10 protein-coding genes are annotated in these 16,953 nt (G+C 63.1%); 3 read left to right on the forward strand and 7 right to left on the reverse strand.

Annotation, left to right across the window (positions count from 1 at the left end; genetic code table 11):
• The first annotated feature begins 122 nt into the window (after nucleotides 1-122).
• The gene (locus FHW92_RS00005; protein WP_168601195.1) at nucleotides 123-1,370 is read left to right on the forward strand and encodes an MFS transporter; all 1,248 of its coding nucleotides are present in this window, start codon (nucleotides 123-125) and stop codon (nucleotides 1,368-1,370) included.
• Between the two features lie 5 nt (nucleotides 1,371-1,375).
• Entirely contained in the window at nucleotides 1,376-3,793 is a 2,418-nt protein-coding gene (locus tag FHW92_RS00010; protein ID WP_168601196.1) for a TIM-barrel domain-containing protein, read from the forward strand.
• Between the two features lie 67 nt (nucleotides 3,794-3,860).
• On the opposite strand, the gene glpK is transcribed toward FHW92_RS00010, so the two are convergent.
• The 7 genes from glpK to FHW92_RS00045 form a co-directional block, all read right to left on the reverse strand.
• Complete coding sequence (gene glpK / locus FHW92_RS00015) at nucleotides 3,861-5,336, reverse strand: glycerol kinase GlpK (RefSeq protein ID WP_168601197.1); 1,476 nt, start codon at nucleotides 5,334-5,336, stop codon at nucleotides 3,861-3,863.
• Between the two features lie 12 nt (nucleotides 5,337-5,348).
• Complete coding sequence (glpD, locus tag FHW92_RS00020; RefSeq protein ID WP_168601198.1) at nucleotides 5,349-6,854, reverse strand: glycerol-3-phosphate dehydrogenase; 1,506 nt, start codon at nucleotides 6,852-6,854, stop codon at nucleotides 5,349-5,351.
• A gap of 117 nt (nucleotides 6,855-6,971) precedes the next feature.
• On the reverse strand, nucleotides 6,972-8,219 hold the full coding sequence (locus FHW92_RS00025; RefSeq protein ID WP_168601199.1) for an MFS transporter: 1,248 nt from the start codon (nucleotides 8,217-8,219) through the stop codon (nucleotides 6,972-6,974).
• A gap of 15 nt (nucleotides 8,220-8,234) precedes the next feature.
• Nucleotides 8,235-10,901: a glycoside hydrolase family 2 TIM barrel-domain containing protein gene (locus FHW92_RS00030; protein WP_168601200.1), complete on the reverse strand. Its 2,667-nt coding sequence runs from the start codon at nucleotides 10,899-10,901 to the stop codon at nucleotides 8,235-8,237.
• A gap of 16 nt (nucleotides 10,902-10,917) precedes the next feature.
• Nucleotides 10,918-11,844, reverse strand: coding sequence for an alpha/beta hydrolase (locus tag FHW92_RS25620; protein ID WP_210428311.1), 927 nt, complete (start codon nucleotides 11,842-11,844; stop codon nucleotides 10,918-10,920).
• Nucleotides 11,841-13,739 (reverse strand): glycoside hydrolase family 2 TIM barrel-domain containing protein, encoded by a 1,899-nt coding sequence (locus FHW92_RS00040; protein WP_246869838.1) that lies wholly within the window; start codon nucleotides 13,737-13,739, stop codon nucleotides 11,841-11,843. Before FHW92_RS00040 ends, FHW92_RS25620 begins: the two co-directional genes overlap by 4 nt.
• A 107-nt stretch (nucleotides 13,740-13,846) precedes the next feature.
• On the reverse strand, nucleotides 13,847-16,096 hold the full coding sequence (locus FHW92_RS00045; protein ID WP_168601201.1) for a TonB-dependent receptor: 2,250 nt from the start codon (nucleotides 16,094-16,096) through the stop codon (nucleotides 13,847-13,849).
• Between the two features lie 618 nt (nucleotides 16,097-16,714).
• Here FHW92_RS00045 and FHW92_RS00050 point away from each other — a divergent pair.
• The gene (locus FHW92_RS00050; protein ID WP_168601202.1) at nucleotides 16,715-16,948 is read left to right on the forward strand and encodes an MFS transporter; all 234 of its coding nucleotides are present in this window, start codon (nucleotides 16,715-16,717) and stop codon (nucleotides 16,946-16,948) included.
• Nucleotides 16,949-16,953: the final 5 nt, after the last annotated feature.

Consider the following 16,953-nt stretch of genomic DNA (forward strand, 5'->3'; position numbering starts at 1 on the left):
CGACATCGACGAAACCCTCGCCGCCAAGTATCCTTACAAGCCCGCATACCTCCCCGTCGCAAGGCTCGAAGATGGTACCATGTGGAATTGGTAAGCCATAAAATTCGGGAGAGGATAAGAACATGACATGGCGCTCAGCAAGATTGCGCATTCTGTTGCTGGTGATGGTGGGAACCATCATCAACTATATCGCGCGCAATTCACTGGGCGTTCTGGCACCCCAGCTCAAGGCCGATCTGGCCATCACGACCGAGCAATATTCCTATATCGTCGGCGCTTTTCAGCTTGCCTATACGCTGATGCAGCCGATTGGCGGGATGTTGATCGACAAGATTGGTCTGACCGCAGGCTTCGCCTTGTTCGCGCTGGCGTGGAGTCTGGCCAATATGGCCCATGGCGCGGCGCGGGGCTGGCTTTCGCTGGCGGCGTTCCGCGGCATGTTGGGCATGGCCGAGGCCGCCGCCATTCCGGCGGGGATGAAGACGATCGGCGAATGGTTCCCCGATCGCGAACGTTCGGTGGCGGTGGGCTGGTTCAATGCGGGCACGTCGCTTGGCGCGGTGATCGCGCCGGTGCTGGCCGCCGTGGTCGCCAAGGTCTATGGCTGGCAGGCGGCCTTTGTCGTCACCGGGGCGCTGGGCGTATTATTCGCCGCCGCATGGTACAAATTCTATCGCTCGCCGGGTGACGCCTCCTATGTCACACCCCAGGAACTGGCCGAAATCCGCGAGGGCCAGCGCCCGGTCGAGGCCAGCGCCACCACTTTGCGCGCCATCGCCAAAACCAGGCGCTTCTGGGCCATTGCCATCCCCCGCTTTCTGGCCGAACCGGCGTGGCAGACCTTCTCCTTCTGGATCCCGCTCTATCTGGCCAAGGAGCGCGGCATGGACATCACCCAGATCGCGCTTTTCGCATGGGTGCCGTTTCTGGCCGCCGATGCGGGGGGCATTCTGGGCGGCTATCTCGCGCCCTTCCTGCAGCGCACGCGGGGCCTCAGCCTTGAAGGTTCGCGCATCGCCGGGATCTCACTGGGCGCGGTCATGATGATCGCGCCGGGCTGCGTCGGCCTTGTCGCCAGCCCATATGCAGCCATCGCGCTGCTTTCCCTTGGCGGCTTTGCGCATCAGATCATCTCGGTGCTCATCAACACGCTCTCCGCCGATGTCTTTCCCAAGGGCGATATTGCCAAGGCCAACGGGCTGGTCGGCATGGCCGGATGGACCGGCGGGCTACTCTTCTCGCTCGCCATTGGGCAATTGGCCGACAAGATCGGCTATGCCCCGCTGTTCGCCTGCCTTGGCGCTTTCGATCTGATCGGCGCGGTGTGGCTGTTTGCCATGCGTCGCCACCTCATCCTGCAAAAGGCCTGACCCCCATGCGTAAATCCAGCCTTGCCCATCCGCCCCGCTTTTCGCTGGCCGAGCGGGAGGGGCCGCGCGTTACCCTGCATGCCGACACCGGCGCGATTGCGCATATTTTCGTGGCCGAAGAGGATATTATCCGCGTCCTGCTGCTGGCGCAGGGCAAAGTGACATCCGCGCCGAGCTGGGCCATCGCGCCGGGGCAGAGCGATATTGCCGAGCCGGGCCGCGACCGAATGAGCGTCGAAGGCTTTGCCGCGCCCGATTTCAGCATCGAAGAAACCGAAACCCACATCACCATTGCCACCACCCGCCTGCGCCTTACCATCGCGCGCGACGGTTTCTTCTGCACGTGGTCTCAATCCGGCCCGCAAGGCTGGGAATTGATCGCCCAGGACCGCCCGACGCAAGCCTATAATTTCGGCTGGTGGGACGATGCCACCTATCATTACGTCACCCGCCAGACCGGCGAGCGCTATTATGCCCTTGGCGAAAAGGCAGGGGCGATGGACCGCGCGGGCCGCCGCTTCCGCCTGACCAATCTGGACCCGATGGGCTACGACGCCAGCGCGAATGATCCGCTGTATAAGTCGATCCCCTATGTCCTCGTGGTCAATGCAGAGGGCGCGGCCCATGGCGTGTTTTACGACACCACCGCCGATCCGACTTTCGATTTCGGCCATGAGCATGACAATTATCACCCGCATTACCGCTATATGCGCTCCGAAAGCGGCGATCTCGACTATTACATGATCGCCGGGCCCGACGCGCGCGAAGTGACCCGCCGCTACACATGGCTGACCGGGCGGCCCGCGTTTCAGCCGCGCTGGGCGGTGGGCTATTCCGGCTCGACCATGACCTATACCGACGCCCCCAATGCGCAGGAGCGGATGGGTGAATTCATCGAAGGCATCAAGCGCCACGACATTCCGTGCGAGAGCTTCCACCTCTCCTCGGGCTATACCTCGATCGGCGACAAGCGTTACGTCTTTCACTGGAATCGCGAGAAATTCCCCGATGTGGGCGGTTTCGTGCAATCCTATGCCGATGCGGGCGTCGAACTGGTCCCCAATATCAAGCCCGCGCTGCTGGTCACACATCCGCGCTATGATGAGCTGGCCGCGAAGGGCTGGTTCGTGTCGGACGCGGATGGCGATCCCATCGTCTGCCAATTCTGGGACGAGGTGGGCGCCTATGTCGACTTCACCAACCCGGACGCCGCCGCATGGTGGCGCCAGCAGGTGACGCAGCAATTGCTGGAATATGGCATCCATTCGACATGGAATGACAACAATGAGTATGAGATCTGGGACAAGCGCGCCCTGATCTCCGGCTTTGGCGCGCCCCGCCCGGCCGCCGCCGAACGCCCGGTGCAGACCCTGCTGATGATGCGCGCAAGCCGCGCCGCGCAAATCGCCTATCGCCCCGACGAGCGCCCCTATGTGGTGACGCGTAGCGGCATGGCCGGGATGCAGCGCTATGCGCAAAGCTGGTCGGGCGACAATTACACCGCGTGGCACACGATCCGCTATAATCAGAAGATGGCGCTGGGCATCGCGCTGTCGGGCGTGTCGAATTTCGGCCATGATATCGGCGGTTTCGCCGGCCCCGCGCCCGAACCGGAACTGCTGCTGCGCTGGATTCAGGCTGGCATCGTCATGCCGCGCTTCTCGATCCACAGCTGGAATTCGGATCGCACGGTCAACGAACCATGGATGTATCCCGAGGCCACCCCGGCCATCGTGGGCATGATGCAATTGCGACGCGCGCTGCAGCCGATGCTGCATGATCTGCTCTGGCGCCACCATGCCCATTATGAGCCGGTCAGCCGCCCGGTCTGGCTGGATTTCGGCCATGACCCGCGGGCGTGGGAGGATGGAGACACCCATCTGCTCGGCCCCGATCTGCTGGTGGCCCCGGCGATGGACAAGGGCGTGGAGAGCGTCACGGCCTATCTGCCGATGGGCGCAAATTGGTATGATGTTCGCGATGACCGCGCCTACGCGGGCGGGCAAGAGGTTGCGCTGGACGCACCGCTTTCGGGCCTGCCGCCAATGCTGGCGCGTGAGGGTTCGGGCCTGTTCCTCGATCTGGCCCCGGCCGGTTTCGTACAGGCTGCGCCCCAGCCCGCCGTCCTGCTCTATCCCGCGCCGGGCGAGGGGCAATTCACATGGAGCGGGTTTGACGAGAGCGGCAATGCTTGGCCCGATGCCGATCATCCGCCGCTGTGGAATGTCTGGGTCAAGAGCGCATCGGATGCGATCACCATCGTGGCGGCATGGACCGGCCATGGCCCCGCCCCGGCCCCGGCGCTGCGCATCGTTCTGCCTGCCGCCGAGGCGCGTGCGATCACGCTCAATGGTGCGGTGATGGCTGCCCGCCTTGAAAATGTGCTGGGCGTTGCGCGCAAGGTTGTGGACGCAGCCATTTAAAGAAAAGGCCGGGCCGCGCTTGAGGGAAGCGCGGCCCGGCCGATAGACCGCAACACTGGTGAGAGGTTCAGCGTGCAGTGGCGCGGCGGATGGCGGCTTGCCACCCGGCCTGCAATTTCTGGCGCGCGGGCGCCTCCATCTGCGAATGGAAACGCACCACCTCGCCCCGGCTTGCGCCCGAAAGCGCATCGGGCCAGACTCCGCTGGCATGACCCGCCAGCATCGCCGCGCCCAGCGCGGTGGTTTCCAGATTGGCGGGGCGTTCGACCACAATGTCGAGAATGTCGGCCAGGAATTGGCAGAACCAGTCATTGGCCGCCATGCCGCCATCGACCCGCAAAGCCGCCAGCGCGCCCGCGCCATCGGCCTGCATCGCGGCAACCAGATCGGCGGTCTGAAACGCCACCGATTCCAGCGCCGCGCGCGCAATATGGGCCGCCCCGCTGTCAAAGGTCATGCCGGTCAGCATCCCCCGCGCCTCGGTGCACCAATGCGGCGCGCCAAGGCCGACGAAAGCGGGCACCATATAGACCCCGCCATTGTCGGGCAGGCGCGCGGCCATTTCCTGCGTCTGGCGCGCCTCGACAATGATGCCCAGCCCATCGCGCAGCCATTTGATCGCCGCGCCCGCGACGAACAAAGAGCCTTCCATCGCGTAATGCGTGACGCCATCGATGCGATAGGCAATCGTGGTCAGCAACCGGCTGCGCGAGCGGGTCAACACCTCGCCGGTGTTCATCAGCATGAAGCCGCCGGTGCCATAGGTGATCTTGGCCTGCCCCGGTGCCAGGCAGGACTGCCCCACCAGCGCGGCCTGCTGATCGCCCGCGATGCCGCGAATGGGGATCGTTCCGCCCAAGAGATGCGTGACGCCGAAATCATCCGCGCTCTGGCAAACCTGAGGCAGAACGGCGGCGGGAATGCGGAACAGGGCCAAAAGATCGGGGCACCAGCGCTGTTTGCGAATATCAAACAGCAGCGTGCGCGAGGCATTGGTCACATCGGTCTTGTGCTCGCGCCCCTCGGTCAGGCGCCAGAGCAGGAAAGTGTCGATCGTGCCAAAGGCCAGTTCGCCCTTTTCCGCCCTTTCGCGTGCGCCCGGAATTGTATCCAGCAGCCAAGCCAGTTTGGTCGCGGAAAAATAGGGATCGAGCAGCAGGCCGGTGCGCTCCTGCACCAGCGCTTCATGGCCCGCCTCATGCAACCGGGCACAGATTTCCGCCGTGCGCCGGTCCTGCCAGACAATCGCGCGGTGGAGCGGGGCGCCGGTGGCGCGGTCCCACAGGACCACGGTTTCGCGCTGGTTGGTGATGCCGATGGCGGCAATATCGTCCGGCCCCATCCCCGCCTTGGCCATGGCGCCCTGCGCCGTGGCCAGCGTGTCGCGCCAGATATCCTCGGCATCATGTTCGACCCAGCCATCGGCCGGATAATGCTGGGCAAATTCCTGCTGCGCGCTGGCGATCACCTGATGCGAGGGCGAGAAAATCAGGCTGCGGGTCGAGGTCGTGCCCTGATCGATGCTGAGAATATGGCCGCTCATGATGCCCCCCGCCTATTTTTTCTTTTCAAACCATTGGTCGATGCGCTGCGCCATATCGCCCTGCGCAGTCAGGCCCAGCTTGCTGCGCCGCCACAGAACATCGCGGCTGGTGCGCGCCCATTCATGATCGGCCAGATAGCGCAACTCGGCCTCGTACAACCCATTGCCGAAATCCTCGCCCAGATCATTGAGCGATTGCGCATTGCCCAAGATCTGCTCGATCCGCGAGCCATAGGCATGAGCCAGACGCCCCGCCAATTCAGGCGACAGGAACGGCCAGCGGCGGCGCACATCGGCAAGGAAAGCGGCAAACCCGCCCGTAAAATCCCCGCCCGGCAAAGGCGCTGTGCCGGTCCATCCACCGCGCATCGGTGGCAGGAAAGGCTCCAGCATTTCAAGCGCATGTTCGGCCAAACGGCGATAGGTGGTCAGCTTGCCGCCAAAGATCGAGAGCACCTGCGGCCCGCTCTCACGCCCCAGTTTCAGCACATAGTCGCGCGTGATCGCCTTGGCATCCGCCCCGCCATCGTCATAGAGCGGACGCACCCCCGAATAGGTCGAGACGACATCATCCGGGCTGATCCCGCCCTCGAAATATTCATTCACTGTGGCGCAGAGGTAATCGACCTCCTCCGCCGAGATTTTGGGCGCATCGCGCTCGGCCTCACCCACCAGCAGGTCGGTCGTGCCCACCAGCGTGAAGCCGTTCTGATAGGGGATGGTGAAAACGATCCGTCCGTCCTGTTTTTGCAGGATAAAGGCATGGTCGCCGGGGTAGACCTGCGGCACGATGATATGGCTGCCCTTGACCAGACGGATACCGCCATGGGCCTGCGCCTGCGGTATCGCGCCCAGCATTGCGCCCACCCACGGACCTGCGGCATTGACCACGGCGCGGGCGCGCACCTGCTGCGGCCCCGCCGCACCGGAAAGATCGACCAGCCAGTGATCGCCCTCCACCTTCGCGCCGGTGGCGGTCACGCCGATGCGGATTTCGGCCCCGCGCTCGGCCGCGTCGATGGCGTTGAGCACCACCAGCCGCGCATCATCAACCCATGCATCGGAATAGACAAAGCCTTTGGCCAGCCCCGGCTTCAACCCCGCCCCCCATTGCGGATCGCGCAGATCAACGCCATGCGAGGGCGGCAGCGTCTGTTTCCCGCCAATATGGTCATAGAGCCACAGGCCAATGCGGATCATCCATCCGGGCCGCCCGCCCTTGGGCTGAGGCAGGACAAAGCGCAGCGGCCAGCTGATATGCGGGGCAATATGGATCAGCCGCTCGCGCTCCTGCAAAGCCTCGCGCACCAGACGGAATTCGTAATATTCCAGATAGCGCAGGCCGCCATGGATCAGCTTGGTGCTGGCCGAGGAGGTGTGGGCCGCCAGATCGTCGCGTTCGACCAGCAGGACTTTCAGGCCCCGTCCTGCCGCATCGCGCGCAATCCCGGTGCCATTGATGCCCCCGCCAATCACCAGCATGTCATATTCGGCAACCGGGGGAAGAGCTTGAGCCATCGACTTTTCCTGATCGTGTGCAACCGGCAGGTACGCCGCCATAGGGCGCGTTCCTGCCTAGGCCATCATTCCAATCCTGTCAATTGGTCATTCCAATTGGCAGGCAATTGCCACTCATCATTCCTTGATCTTGCGAACCAGCATCCACAAAACCGCGCAGCCCACCAGATCCAGCCCGCAAAGGCTGACGAACAGCGGATTATAGCCAAAGGAATCCGCGCTTTGCCCGATCAGGAAGGTAAACAGGATGCCCCCGATCCACGCCGCCGATCCGGTCAGACCACTGACCGTGCCGACCCGGTTGCTGGGGAACATGTCCGAACACAGTGTAATCAGCGCGCCATTGAGCATCTGATGCGCAAAACCGCCGATGCAGAAAAAGACGATCGCCATCATCGGGCTGGTGGCAAGGCCGATGCAGGCCGGGCCTGCCATCAACAGCGCCCCGCAGGTCATGGTGATCTTGCGCGAAGCCACTACCCCCGCCCCGCGCCGGATCAGCCATCCGGGCAGCACCCCCGCCGCCAGCGACCCGAAATCCGCCGCCAGAAACGGCAGCCATGCCCAGAGCGCCACCGCCTTCAGATCCAGATGCCATGCGCTGACCAGATAGAGCGGGATGAAAAAGTTGAAGGTCTGCCACGCCGGTTCGGCAAAGAAGCGCGGCAGGGCAATCGCCCAGAACGAGCGCTCTTTGAGCAGCGACCAGCGGCTGGGCACCGGGCCATCGGGCGCGGCCCCGCCCTGTCCTTCGCGGATCATGGTCAGTTCCTGCGCCGAAAGCCGCGTATGTTCCTCAGGCCTCCGATAGCAAAACCACCACATCAGCGCCCACACCATGCTGAGCGCGCCCGACACCACAAAGGCGGAGCGCCAGCCCCACCACAGGATGCAAAAGGCCACCAAGGGCGGGGCAATCATATTGCCGACGCTGGTGCCCATCTGAAACGCGCTGGTGGCCAGCGAGCGCTCGCGCGCGGGGAACCATTCGGACACGACCTTGGCCCCGGCGGGAATGGCGGCGGCCTCATTCGCGCCCAGCAGGCTGCGGAAAAAGGCAAGGCCAACCCAGCCCCCAGCCAGCGCATGGAGCGCATTGGCCACCGCCCAGCCCACCGCAAAGATCATGAACCCCAGCCGCGTGCCCAGCGCATCCAGCACCGCGCCCGCCACCGTCTGCATCACCGTATAGCTGGCCTGAAAGGCGATCACGATCCAGCTGTATTGCTGGGTCGTGATGCTCAGTTCCGCCTTGAGCGTGGGCGCGGCGACCGAAAGCGTCGAGCGCGCCAGATAATTGAGCACGGTCCCCAGCGTCACCAGACCGATGATCCACCAACGCAGGGATTTTACTTTGCCAGCCATTTACGCGGGATACCTTTATTGAGCGTCGAGTTCGATCAGCGAAACGCGCGCCGGAGCCGTCCCCGCCTTGAATTCCAGATCGATGCGGCCATTCGAGGTGACATCGAAGGTCCGCGCCACAGCCGCCGCATCCGTCGCCGGGGCGGCCGGTTCAAAGGCGCGCAGGATGGGTTTGCCATTGGCGCGGATATCAAAGCCGCCCTTGGCCTGCCCGGCCATGGCCGGGAACCACAGGGTCAGCTTGTAACGCCCGGCAGGCGCGGGAATGTGATAGGCAAAACTGCCCTTACGATAGGTGGCGATGGCGTCGCGTTCACCCGTGCCGTCAATGCGGGCAGGCTCAGCCTTGCGGCCGTAATCGGCGGGCTTGTCCAGACTGGCCACCTCGCCGCCTTCAAACCAATTGTCCGAGCCGAGCAGCCGCGTCTTGCTCTTGGCCGCGACCAGAGTGCCGGTGTCGATCACAATATGCCCGCGCTTTTCGGGCGAGAGCGTCCAGGTGATCTGATCCTCAACCGCCGCGCCATGGCGGATGCCGCGCGCCACCAGCCGGTTCTCGCCCGCATCCAGCGCCACGGCGGGCCAGACGCAGACCATCTGCGCACAGCCCTCGCGCTTACCTAGAGAACGGCCATTGAGCAGCAACTCGGTGCTCTCGGCATTGCTGTAAACCTTGACGTCGGTGATGCCATAGGCGCGGGCTGCATAGCGCCGCCCGGTGATGCGGATCGTGGGCGCGTCGCTCCAGTTCGCCTTGTAGAAATACCAGGCGTCCTTGCGGGTCTTGTGGTCATAGGCGACCAGACCCTTGGTGTTGATGTCCTGCGCATCGCCCTCGGTGCGCACGGTGGTGGCAAAATCGAAGGAATTCCACAGCCAAGAGGCATAGAGATAGGGTCGCGCGGTGATCTGGGCCAGCGCGGTTTCGTGGATATAGGATTCATATTCTTCGGGCTGGGCCGCGCCGCGCGAATCCGGCATCCCGCCCAGCACATTGTCCGTATGGATCGTCAACGCCCCGCCAGCGCCATATTCGGTGACGGACAAAGGCTGGACCGGACGCTTGGCGTGCAACTGATCCAGCGCCGGGCCGAGGTCCTGCTCCTTGCCGAAATACCAGCCGAAATAGCGGTTGGCCCCGCCCAGATCGGCGGCCACCGCCGTTTCGGGAATGGCCACATCCGCGCCGAACAGCCGACCTTCGCAGCAGGTCGCCAGAGCGGTCGGGCGCGAGGGATCTTCCGATTTTGCCTGTTTCTGCAGCATGTTGAGCAAAGGCATCGGATCGGGTGTCTGCCCATCGGTGCCGCCCCTGACAAAAGCGGGCAGCGAGTTGCCGAAATCGACCTCGTTGGCGATGCTCCAGATGGCGGTTGCGGCGTGGTTGTAATTCTGGTGGATCAATTCGCTCAATTGCTGGCGTACATTGGCCACCAGCGCGGGCTCCGGCTCCATCTTGCCCATCATGGTCCAGGCCGAAACCAGCGGCACTTCATCCCACAGCACAAAGCCATAGCGGTCGGCCAGATCGTGGATGGTCTGTCCATGCTGATAATGGGTCAGGCGGATCGAATTGACGCCCATTTCGCGCATCGTCGCCACGTCTTCCTCGACATCGGCGGGGCTGATCGCCCAGCCCTTGCCGTCGCGGTCCTGATGATAGCCCACGCCATGCAGGACATAGGGCTTGTCATTGAGGAAGAAGCCCTTGTCGGCATCGAAACGCATGGTGCGGATGCCGAAATTCTGCTCGACGGTATCGCTGACCTTGCCATCGGCGCCCAGCACCTCGGCGCGCAGGCGGTAGAGATAGGGATCGGCCACGCCCTGCCACAGATGGGCACCCGCAACGGTCAAATCGGCGGCCACTTCCTGCGTCGCCTTGACGCCAAGGGCCTGTTTGACGGTGGTCTGCGCCGCCACCTTGCCATCGCGGTCGATCAGGGCGATCCGCGCCGAGGCCAGAGCCGGCTTGCCCGCATCATTGGTCAGGCGCAGCCGGACATGAACCTGCGCATCGCCGCCCTGAACCGCCGCAGTGTTGGCATAGAGGCCCGGCCCGCCGAAATCCTGCATATCGACATGCAGCGGCGCGGTAGAGATCAGCCGCACCGGGCGATAAAGCCCGCCATGCACGAAAAAGTCGCCGAACAGGGGCAGCACGTCAGATGTGGATGACCCGGCCGCAGGCTGCGAATTGTCCACCCGCACGGCCAGAACATTGCTCTGCCCCGGCTTCAGCGCGGCGGTCGCATCCAGCCGGAAGCGGCTAAACCCGCCGCGATGCTCGCCCAGCAGGACGCCATTGAGCCAGACCTGCGCCACCCGGCTTGCCGCATCAAATTCGATCCACGTCTTGCGCCCGGCAAGATCGGCGGGCGCATCGAACCGATTGCGATACCAGCCTACGCCCATTTTCTTGGCCACCGTGGCCGCCGTGTTCGTGCCGCCCAGATCGTGGTGGTAATAGCCCACCCGGTTCCAGGTGTGGGGCACGGAAACCGCCTGCCATCCGCCATCGGCAAAATCGGGTTTGGCGGCATCGGCGGGAGCATCCTGCCCGGCAAAGCGCCAGTCGGAGGCGAGCGGAAGGACCGTGCGGGCCTCCTGCGCGGCGGCATGGGAGGCAAGCGCGGCGCCAAGGGCAAAACCGGCGGTACGGGCGAGAAGACGTGCGATCATCGGGGGTACTTTCCGCTTATTGGCCGGTGATGTGCCCGGTTATATGATTGTCTTTGAGCCACAGAGCATATTGGTCAAACCATGCATCGCTGGTCGTGCCATTGGGCTGTGAGGCAAAACCATGGCCGCCCGCGCTGTAGAGGTGGAACTCCACCGAGCTGCCCGACATGCGCCATGCGTGAAGCAGGCTCAGGTCCTGCGCCTTGAAGAAACGGTCATCGGCCGCGATGACCGAAAAGAGCGGCGGGGCATGGGCGGGAACTTCGGTTCCCTGGGTCGGGCCATAGACCATGCCGACAAAATCGGGCCGCGCATCCGCCGCATTGGCCTGCGTTGTGGCCAGAACCGTCACCGCGCCTGCCGAAAAGCCCAGAATGCCGACCTTTGCCGGGTCGACATGCCACGCCCCGGCATGGGCGCGCACCATGCGGATCGCGGCCTGCGTATCGGCCACGGCATAGGGGCGGTTGTCCTCCTTGGGCTTCTCGCCGCGTTGGAACAGCCCGGCCAAGGCCTGTTTGAAGGCAGGGAAACCGTCGCCGATGGGCCCATTACCTATTGGCAAGGTGCGATATTTCAGGATGAACACCCGCACGCCCTGCTTGTCGAGGCGCTTGGCGACGTCAAAGCCTTCATTGTCCATCGCGAGGAACTGATAGCCCCCGCCCGGCACCAGAATGACCGCCGGGGCCACCTTGTCCGCCGCCAGTGTGCCGGGCCAGAGCAGGAGCTGCGGCTTGCTGACATTATAAACCAGCCGCTGATCGGGCGTCTGCTGTGCCCAGCCCTCACGCGCGGGGTTTTCGCGCGGGAGGGTGATGGGCAGATCCACCGCCTTGCTGACCGGAGGATTGGTGACGGGCAGAACGCCATCGACCCATGCCCCCGGCGCAGCGCTTGCCGCAGTGGCCCAAAGGGCCGCGATCAGGGCAAGGCGCTTCACTTGGGCGTCTCCTTGGATTTCCGCGTGTAGTAATTGGCCAGCACGTCAAAGGCCAGCTTGTGCTGTCCGGTCTCCGAAATCAGCCCCTTGCGGTTCCAGCCCATCTGGAAGTCGGGATTCTGGCGGCGGGGCGAGCGGAAATCCTTGAGGATCCAAGGCGAGAGCCCGCGCAGAGTCGGCACATGATCGGCCATTTCCAGCGTCTTGCGGTAATATTCGGCCTGAAATTCCTCGGAGAATTTCTGCATCCTGTCCGGGCTGTGGAAGCCCGATTTGGCATCCGCGCCAAATTCGGAAAACACCAGCGGACGGTCGGCAGGCACATTCCACACGCTGGCGGGCAGGTCGGAGAGGCGATCCCCGGTGTACCAGCCGTTGTAAGTGTTGATGGCAACAATATCGAGATCACCCGCCAGCGGATCGGCCATGGTCATGGTCGGAACCTTGGCATTTTCCTCGCGCTTGACCAGCAGGGCGGCGCTGACCAGACGCGAGGGATCGAGACGGCGCACATCGCCGATCAGCGTGCGCAGGAAAGCGTTGCGATCATCATTGACCGGGGTCTCATTGGCCACGCTCCAGATCACCACGGAGGCGCGATTGGAATCGCGCAGGATGTTTTCAGCCAGCATGTTGCGCGCGGCAGCCAGCGTGCCGGGATTATTCCACGCCACCATCCAGTAAACCGGCACCTCGCTCCACACCAGCAGGCCCAGCTTGTCGGCGGCGCGGGTCATCACCTCGGAATGGGGGTAATGCGAGAGGCGGACGTAATTGCCGTGCAGCCCGTTCTTGATCTCGCCCAGCAAGGCATTGGCGGCCTCGGGGGTGATGACGCGGGCCGGGTTGGGGCTGATCTCTTCCTCATGCATCGAAATGCCGCGCAGGAAAATCGGCTTGCCGTTCAACAGGATGTCCGCGCCCTTGCGCTCAATGGTGCGGAAACCGATCTGGTCGCGCCAGACGTCCTCGCCCGCGCTCAGCGTCACATCATAAAGCTTGGGATTTTCCGGCGACCAGCGCACCAGCGAACGCGGCGCGGGGATCGAAGCCTTCCAATTGCCCTGCGCGTCGGTTTTGCCCGGCACGTCCAGCTTGAGCCCGGCGATCGTCAGATGCAGGCTCTGCCCCGCCGCCGATGCGCCATCCAGATGCGCCGCAGCCTCCAGCTTGCCGTCGGTGGTCAGGCGGACCATCGCATTGTCGACATAGGTTGCGGGCGTATGGACCAGACGGATGCCGCGCGTCGCGCCGCCATAGTTTTCCCAGTCGGTGACGGTGGGGGGAACGGTGGTGGCGGTGGCCTGCGAGTCGACCGCGAAGGTGATCTGGTTGTCGCCATCGCGCAATTGCTGCGTCACCTCAAAGGCGAAGGGGGTGAAGCCGCCCTCGTGGCGACCGAGGGGCTTGCCATTGAGATAGGCCGTGGTGGCATAATTGGCCGCGCCAAAGCGCAGAAAATAGCGGCCCTTGCGGTTGGCCGGGGCGTCAAAATGGCGCTGATACCAGACAAGGCCCTGATAATGGCGCATTTCGGGCGTCGCGGCCAGCCATGATCCGGGCAGCGAGGTGGTTTGCGCATGGGCCATGTCGAATTCGAACATGGTCCGGTTGTCCTGCGCCATGGTCTTGCGCACGTCGATGTCCAACCAGCGCCGCTGCCCCAGATCCGGCGCTTCGCCATGAAAACCCGATATGCCGGAGCGATAGGGGTCGATTGAATAATTCCAGGTGCCGGAGAGTTCGGTGCCCTCGCGCATGTCGGCCGAAACCAGCAACGGCTCATTGGCAATTGTGGCCAGAGGCAGCGCGTTGGGCGCCTCTTCGGCCAGAAGCGGAAAGCTGCCCGTCATAAGGGCTGCGGCGAAAAACCTGATTGCGTGGGTCTTGCGCATACCGTCTCCAAGAATGGGATTGGCCGCGCCCCTTGTGGCTGGCCGATTTTTCCGCGCGCGGCGCGCGCAAAAAGGCCGGGCGGTTTTGGCCGCCCGGCCCGGTATTATCAGAAGTTCAGGCTGGCGCGCAGCCCGCCATAGCGGCGGAAGTCACGCGGAAGCACCGCCTGCGTGGTCATGGCATTGCCCCAGCTGCCGTTCGAGTTGATCAGCGAGGGATAATACTGCTGGTCGAACAGGTTGTTGACGAAAGCGGCCACTTCCCAGCGGCGATTTTCATCGCGGATACCAAGGCTCATATTCACGATCTCATAGCCCTTCTGGAAGGTCTGGGGATCGCGGGCGGCGTAATAGACGCTGCTCTGATGCTGAACATTGACCTGCGCCAGGCCGCGCAGCCCATCGCGGATCTGGGGCGTGTATTCCGCCGTTGCCGACATCTTGAACTGCGGGGCCTGAACCGCGCGGGTACCGGTCAGGTTCTGGCTTGAGGGCGTGCCCGCCACGCAGCCCTGAGCGGCGGTCTGGCCGGGGAAGCACTGGGCCACCGGATAGTCGATATATTTCGCGTCCAGAATGGCCAGCGAGGAGTTGAAGTTGAAATCCGAGCTGGGGCGATAGCCTGCATCGATTTCAAAGCCATGCGTGCCCAGCTTGCCCACGTTGGTCAGACGGAAGTTCGTCGTGCCGTCGGCCAGCGTTTCGATCGTCTGGGCCTGCAGGTTCTTGTAGGTCGTGTCGAAATAGGTGACGTTCAGCGTAACCTTGCGGTCGAAAAGCTGGCTGCGCACACCGAATTCGATATCGCGCGAAGTTTCCGGCTTGATCGGCCCGGCCGCCGCGCGGTTGGCGTTGAAACCGGTGGTCAGGTCATAGGTCTGCCCCTTGTAGCCGGTCGAATAGGTGACGAAAGCATTGATGCGCGGCGTGAATTCATAGCGCGCGCTGATGCGATAGGTGGCTGCCGTATCCTGGGCGCTGCCGCTGAACTGGGCGTTGCCGTTCTGGATGTCCTGGAACGTGTAGGACACCTTTTCATTCTGCACGCGCCCGCCGCCGGTCAGGGTCGCCTTGGGCATGAACTGCCAGTCGGCCTGAACGAAACCGGCGATCTGGGACGACTTGGAGGTGGCGTACCAATTGGCCAGCGAGAAGGCCGGACCGCGATAGAAGGGGCGCTCAAAATCGACATTCGCGTAATAGGCGCCGACCGTATAATGGAAAGGCTTGCTGCCGTCGGACAGCAGGCGGACTTCCTGCGTGAAAAGCGTCGACTTGAACGTACCGACCTGAATGTTGTTGAAGCCGGTCAGCGCCGAAGAGGTTTCGTCGGAGTCGAAATAGTCGTCCAGACGGAACTTGTCATAGGAGGTAATGGTCACCAGCGAGTGATCGCCCAGCGTGAATTCGCCGCGCAGATTGCCGCCGCCGCCCTGATACTTGGTGCGCGAGGTGTAATTGATGCTGGCGTTCTGGTTGTTGGGCCCAACCACCACGCCGGGCAGCACCTGGCTGATGGTCTGACCAGCGGTGCCGCGGAAATTGGCGCTGGCGGCCTGGGCAATGATCGGGCGGCCAATATTGGTGTTGCCGTTCATGTAGTTGAGCGACAGGGTCAGCTTGGCGTCGCTGCTCGGTTCCCAGCGGATCTTGGCGCGGACATTGCCTGCTTCGCGGCCGTTCAGCTTCTGGCCGTTGAACAGGTTGCGCACATTGCCTTCCCACTTGGAATAGGCCGCCGAGAACACATAGCCCACTGTCGGGCTGATCGGGCCGGAAACGCTGGCATTGACCGCATATTCCTGATCGGTCGTCACGGTCGCATTGGCGCGAACCTTGAGCGTATCGCTGGGGCCGCGCGTGATGATATTGATCAGACCAGCCGAAGCCGCCTTGCCATACAGGGTCGACTGCGGGCCGCGCAGGACTTCGATACGCTCCACATCGGGCAGATCGGTGAAGGCGCGGGCCTGAAACGCCATCGGCACTTCATCGACCAGCACGGCCACGCTCGGCTCCACGCCAATGCCGAAAGCGAAAGTGCCCACGCCGCGCAGCGACACGTTGGCATTCACCGGATGTTCGGCCGGGCGGATGGTCAGCGAGGGCGAAACCGCGCCGAGATCCTGAAAATTGCGAACGCCTGCGGCCTGAAGCTGGCTCGCGCCCAGCACCGAGACGGCCAGCGGCACGTTCTGGACGTTTTCGGCGCGCTTTTGCGCGGTCACGATGATTTCGCCCGTGTCAGGCTTGTCAGACGCCTTGGGCGCAGCGCTCTGTGCATGGGCGGGGCCAGCCAACAGACCAATTGCAGCCGCGAGCGCGGCGACGCACACGGAGTTGTGGAAGCTCTTCATACCATCCCCTGATGATGCCGGACTGAATCGTCCTGTTTGTTTCGAAGGATGTTCTACATAATGGCCTGACCAAATGCAAGACCGGTTTGGCATATTGCGGATGAATGGCCTTATGATTGGTCATGGGTCGCGGCAATCAGATGTTTGGCCGAAATCGTCCCGGTGATTCTTCGGAGACCACATGGCCGCCGTCATACCGGTATGAAAATCTCCAGATCATCGCCATCAAATCAATGATAATAAAATAATAATTTGACATACCCCTATAGTGGACGACGAACGTCGGGCATGACGTCAATCTTTCAAATCCCACCTTTGATCGTGAGGCCGGGGCGAAACGGGCCCGAAAGGTTCTGCCCAAGGGTGTTGCGCAAATGACACTCGCGATCAACATCCGAGACAAGACGACACGCATCCGCGCGGGCAAGACCGTTGGGCGGCAATTGGCCTAACAACGGCCGGCGCGCGCAACACAAGCCCCGCGTGCGGTCAAGGCACTGGGCCTGAGGATCCTGTGCAGATCGCGGCCGCGACATCGCCTGCGTGCCATCGCCATCAATGTGTCGCAAAATCCGCCGTCGACAATGGCTGCGCGGGCCGCCCCTATACTCTACCAGTATGGTAGGAAAACTTGCTGACGCCCCCTTTCGCCGTAATCTGCTCTTTGCCCTCGCTTTGTCGGCGGGCATTCTCAATCTGATCGACCGCCAGATCATCGCGGTTTTGAAACCCACCATCGCGGCCGAATTGCATTGGAATGACGAGGATTACGGTACGCTGGCCACATGGTTTCAGACCGGCGCGGCGTTCGGCTTTCTGGCGGGGGCTGGATTGTGGACAGGCCGGGGGTGAAATGG

Origin of the sequence: Novosphingobium sp. SG707, assembly GCF_012275515.1 — a bacterium.
Classification (GTDB): domain Bacteria; phylum Pseudomonadota; class Alphaproteobacteria; order Sphingomonadales; family Sphingomonadaceae; genus Novosphingobium.

What these genes read in the sequence shown, in the direction of transcription:
- glpD (WP_168601198.1), bottom strand. Translation starts at nt 6,854, where the DNA reads ATGGCTCAAGCTCTTCCCCCGGTTGCCGAATATGACATGCTGGTGATT.
- glpK (WP_168601197.1), bottom strand. Translation starts at nt 5,336, where the DNA reads ATGAGCGGCCATATTCTCAGCATCGATCAGGGCACGACCTCGACCCGC.
- FHW92_RS00050 (WP_168601202.1), top strand. Translation starts at nt 16,715, where the DNA reads ATGGTAGGAAAACTTGCTGACGCCCCCTTTCGCCGTAATCTGCTCTTT.
- FHW92_RS00040 (WP_246869838.1), bottom strand. Translation starts at nt 13,739, where the DNA reads ATGCGCAAGACCCACGCAATCAGGTTTTTCGCCGCAGCCCTTATGACG.
- FHW92_RS00005 (WP_168601195.1), top strand. Translation starts at nt 123, where the DNA reads ATGACATGGCGCTCAGCAAGATTGCGCATTCTGTTGCTGGTGATGGTG.
- FHW92_RS00030 (WP_168601200.1), bottom strand. Translation starts at nt 10,901, where the DNA reads ATGATCGCACGTCTTCTCGCCCGTACCGCCGGTTTTGCCCTTGGCGCC.
- FHW92_RS00010 (WP_168601196.1), top strand. Translation starts at nt 1,376, where the DNA reads ATGCGTAAATCCAGCCTTGCCCATCCGCCCCGCTTTTCGCTGGCCGAG.
- FHW92_RS00025 (WP_168601199.1), bottom strand. Translation starts at nt 8,219, where the DNA reads ATGGCTGGCAAAGTAAAATCCCTGCGTTGGTGGATCATCGGTCTGGTG.
- FHW92_RS00045 (WP_168601201.1), bottom strand. Translation starts at nt 16,096, where the DNA reads ATGAAGAGCTTCCACAACTCCGTGTGCGTCGCCGCGCTCGCGGCTGCA.